We start from the raw sequence: 3,937 nt of genomic DNA, 5'->3' as shown, positions 1-3,937 counted from the left end.
GTTCCGGTGAGTTCACCGTCGTCCATCGCCTCGTTCGCGAGCCGGTCGGCGTGCGAGTTCTCGGCGCGCGGAATCCAGGTGAAGCTCACCCGATCGAATCCGGCGACCAGTGCCCGTGCCTGCTCGGCGAGCGGAATCATCGAGGCGTGCTTGATCTTCCAGCGTCCCGACATCTGCTCGACGACGAGTTTGGAGTCCATCCGCACCGTGACGACGCGGGCGCCCAGCTCGGCCGAGGCCGCCAAACCCGCGATGAGACCACGGTATTCGGCCACGTTGTTGGTGGCGACGCGGATGTACTCCTTGCGTTCGGCGAGCACCCGCACGTGATCGGCGGCGAACACCACCGCGCCGTAGCCGGCCGGGCCGGGATTGCCGCGCGAGCCACCGTCGGCTTCGACGATCACCTGGCTCATCGGCGCACCGCCGCGATCACAGCCCCGATTCCTTGGTGCGCACCATGATCGCGCTGCATTCCGGGCAGCGCAGGACCGCGTCGGGCGCGGCCTGGGCGATGCGCTGCATCTCGCCGCGGTCGATCTCGATCCGGCAGGCGCCGCAGCGACGGGCCTGCAGCAGGGCCGCACCGACACCGTGCGCCGCGCGCTGCTTGTCGTAGACGGCGATCAGGTCGGCGGGGAACAGGCCGATCAGCTCGGAGCGGTCCTTCTCGCAGCGCTGCTGCGCCACTTCGAGATCGGCCATCGCCTCGTCGCGCAGACGTTCGGCGTCCTCGAGGTCCTGGTCGGCCTTGCTCAGCCGCGCACCGGCGTGGTCGTGGTCGGCGAGCATCGCCTCGCGCTGCTCCATCACGGTCAGCAGCTCATCCTCGAGCACCGAGCGGCGACGCTCCAGGCTGCCCAGTTCGTGCTGGATCTCGGAGAGCTGCTTGGCGGCGACGGTGCCCGAGGTGAGCATGCCGCGGTCGCGGTCCTCACGCTTGCGGACGGCGTCGACTTCGCCCTCCAGCTTGCGGATGTCGCGGTCCAGATCGTCGATGCCGATCTCCACCGCCACGGCCGCGTCCTTGTAGCCGTGACGTTCGGCCGCCAGACGTGTCACTTCCTGCTGTTCCGGCAGGGCGGAACGGCGGTGGGCGATGCGCGTCAACTCGGCATCGACTCCTGCGAGCTGCAACAGCTTGGTCTGGACCGACGGTTCGACATTCAACGCGCACGAACTCCTGAACACAGTGGACGGATGGATCGATCAACCGTACCGCGCCGCCGGGTGTGATCACGCCATGACCCGAAGAGATGGCCGAAGGCGGGAACCGAACGCGTCCCGGCCGCGTCCAAGCAAGTGTGACCACATCGAACCCGAGAATTGACCTGGCACTGCCGCTGCGCCCGCACATCTTCGACTCCCACGCCGAACCGCGCCAGCTTCAGCTGACATTGGCGACCCCGTTACCCCCGGTGTGTCTCGTGCACGGGCAGGACGCGATCGAGCCGAAGGAGCAGATCCTGCGGTTCTGGGGCAAGCCGGGCGCCTACCGCCAGGAAGGTGTCGGGCGGCTGCTGTGGGAGCGGCCCAAGAGTGCCCTCGGCGCGCTCGTGGTCGATTGCAACGAGCCGCTCGCGATCGTCAAGGCGCGGTGGCCCGAATGTGGGCGATGCGCGGCGCGGGCGGATGCGCGCATCAAGAAGCTGATCGCCTACTACGTGAGCAGCCTGGTGCCGTTGTTCGTCGGCGGGGCGCTGATGATGGCCCGTCCGTCCGCGTTCGCGTGGATCCTGTGCGCGGCCGGAGTCGGTCTCGTCTTTCTCGCGGTGCTGCTCGGTCCCGCGGTGTTCGTACGCACCGACCGCTACCTCGAAGCGACCCTGGCACCGGACGCGAGCTCGGTCACCGTGCGCGCACATCCCGACTTCGCCCGATCGTGGTCCGGTCAGGCGCAGTGGTGACGCCGATCAGCCGCTGACCGTCCACGGGTCGGTGCGCAGCGTGCAGACGCGGGTCCGCACCGCGGGGAGGGCGATGTTGACGAACTGTTCGGCCTGACCGCACCAGGGGAACTCGGTGGCCCAATGAGCGGCGTCGATGAGGGCGGGGCCGCCGCGCCGCAGGTGCTCGTCGACGGGGTGGTGACGCAGGTCGGAGGTGAGGTAGGCGTCGACGCCGGCGCGGATGGCCCTGTCGAGGTAGGAGTCGCCCGCGCCGCCGCAGACGGCTACCCGTTCGATGACACGTTCCGGATCGCCCGCCGCGCGCACACCCCAGACGGTGCGTGGCAGGCCGACGCCGACGCGTGCGGTGAACTCGCGCAGGGTTTCGGGCTGTGCGAGTTCGCCGATGCGGCCGATGCCGAGCGAGGACGGCAGGGGTGCGCGTTCGGTGACGTGGTAGGCGGGCTCCTCGTAGGGGTGGGCGGCGCGCAGGGCGGCGAGAACGGCGAGACGCGAGGTCGGGGGCGCGACCACTTCGACAGCGTCCTCGGTGACGATCTCGACTGTGCCGATCGCGCCGATCGCCGGATCGGCACCCGCGATGGGCAGGAATTGGCCGGTACCCGCGGTGTACCAGGCGGCCTCGCGGTAATCTCCGATCGCGCCCGCGCCCGCGGTGAACAGGGCCGACATCAAGGAAGCTGTGTGGGTCTGCGGCACCTGGATGACCCACTTGTCCACGGCGGCGATGGGTTTGGGATCCAAGGGGCCGGTGACAGTGAGGCCGACGGCCGCGGCCAGCGCGTCGGAGACGCCGGGGTCGGCGGAGTCGGCATTGGTGTGGGCGGAGAACAGGGCACAGCCGGATCGGATCAGCCGGTGCAGCAGCGCGCCTTTGGGCGTATCGGCGGCGACGGTGTCGACCCCGCGCAGCAGTAGCGGATGGTGGACGACCAAAGCCTGTGCGCCCCAGCCGATTGCCTCGTCGACCACAGCGGCGGTCGCGTCGACGGCGAAGACCACCTTGGTGACCTCCTGCGCGGGGTCACCGCAGACGAGCCCCACCGAGTCCCACGATTCGGCCAGTCGCGGCGGGTACGCCGCGTCGAGTACCCCGATCAGTTCGGCCAGGTCGGTCACCGCCGCCTCCTTCGTTGCGTGGGAATATTCGTCGTGGTGTTCACGCGCGCCGAGCCTGCTGTTCCGCTCTGCGCGCGTCCGCGTCGATGTGCCCGATTCACCACAGTGCCGCGTTCAGCGCATCGATCAACCCGTCGACTTCGGCTGCACCTCGCACAGCGACACGGAGGTGGTCGGGCCCCAAGCCGGGGAACGTGTCGGCCCGGCGAACGGCGACGCCGCGGTCGGCGAGACGTTTACGCAGGAGCGCGCCATCGCGGGCGCGGAGCAGGAGGAACGGTCCGGTCGCCGGGGTGTGGACGTCGAGGCCGAGCGCGGTGAGACGGTCGATCATCGCGGTGCGGTCGACAGCGATGCGGGCGGCGTAGCGCTGGGACTCCGCGACGGCGGCGGGTTCGGCCGTCGCGATGATCGCCTCGAGTTGGAGGGTACCGAGCGGCCAGTGCGGGCGGCCATGGGCCAGACGGGCCAGGACCTCGGGAGCGCCGAGGGCGTAGCCGCAGCGCAGACCGGCCAGTGCCCAGGTCTTGGTGAGGCTGCGCAACACGATGACATCGGGGGCCGACAGACCCGCCAGCGACTCCGCCTCACCGGAAACGACGTCGCCGAGCAGATGGCCGTCCGGCGCCGGATCGCCATCGACGCATGCCCCGCCGAAGGACGACGAGCAGGAGGTGCGCTCGTCCGCGATGCCGGAGGGCGCGCGCCGACCGACGACCGCGTCGGTGAAGGCTTCGTCGACCACGATGGTCCGACCTGGGCGGCGCAGCGCCTGAATCGTCTGCGCGGAATGCAGGACCGAGGTGGGGTTGGTGGGGTTACCCAGGACGACGAGGTCTGCGTGTTCGGGGACCAGGGTGGGGTCGAGGGTGTACGGGCGTTGCAGGATCACCCTGGTGACCGGGATG

At 69.9% G+C, this 3,937-nt stretch carries 5 protein-coding genes; 1 reads left to right on the top strand and 4 read right to left on the bottom strand.

The features are described from left to right. Together ACFWF3_RS27250 and ACFWF3_RS27245 are read right to left on the bottom strand one after the other, a co-directional pair. The coding region (locus ACFWF3_RS27250; RefSeq protein ID WP_379316238.1) for a reverse transcriptase-like protein at window positions 1-416 on the bottom strand (416 nt) is incomplete at its 3' end. Between the two features lie 16 nt (window positions 417-432). After that, window positions 433-1,170, bottom strand: coding sequence for a zinc ribbon domain-containing protein (locus tag ACFWF3_RS27245; RefSeq protein ID WP_378639441.1), 738 nt, complete (start codon window positions 1,168-1,170; stop codon window positions 433-435). 134 nt (window positions 1,171-1,304) lie between these two features. Here ACFWF3_RS27245 and ACFWF3_RS27240 point away from each other — a divergent pair, with 134 nt between their 5' ends. Then, entirely contained in the window at window positions 1,305-1,907 is a 603-nt protein-coding gene (locus ACFWF3_RS27240) for a hypothetical protein (RefSeq protein WP_379316236.1), read from the top strand. Window positions 1,908-1,913: 6 nt separating this feature from the next. Here ACFWF3_RS27240 and ACFWF3_RS27235 read toward each other — a convergent pair whose 3' ends face one another. Continuing rightward, window positions 1,914-3,029 (bottom strand): Nif3-like dinuclear metal center hexameric protein, encoded by a 1,116-nt coding sequence (locus ACFWF3_RS27235; protein ID WP_379316234.1) that lies wholly within the window; start codon window positions 3,027-3,029, stop codon window positions 1,914-1,916. Window positions 3,030-3,126: 97 nt separating this feature from the next. Beyond that, the coding region (locus tag ACFWF3_RS27230; RefSeq protein ID WP_379316232.1) for an aminotransferase class I/II-fold pyridoxal phosphate-dependent enzyme at window positions 3,127-3,937 on the bottom strand (811 nt) is incomplete at its 5' end.

The organism is Nocardia sp. NPDC060220 (genome assembly GCF_042727815.1).
Lineage (GTDB): Bacteria > Actinomycetota > Actinomycetes > Mycobacteriales > Mycobacteriaceae > Nocardia.
The sequence above is the reverse complement of the archived record's forward strand: the minus strand, read 5'-3'. Positions and strand labels throughout refer to the sequence as shown.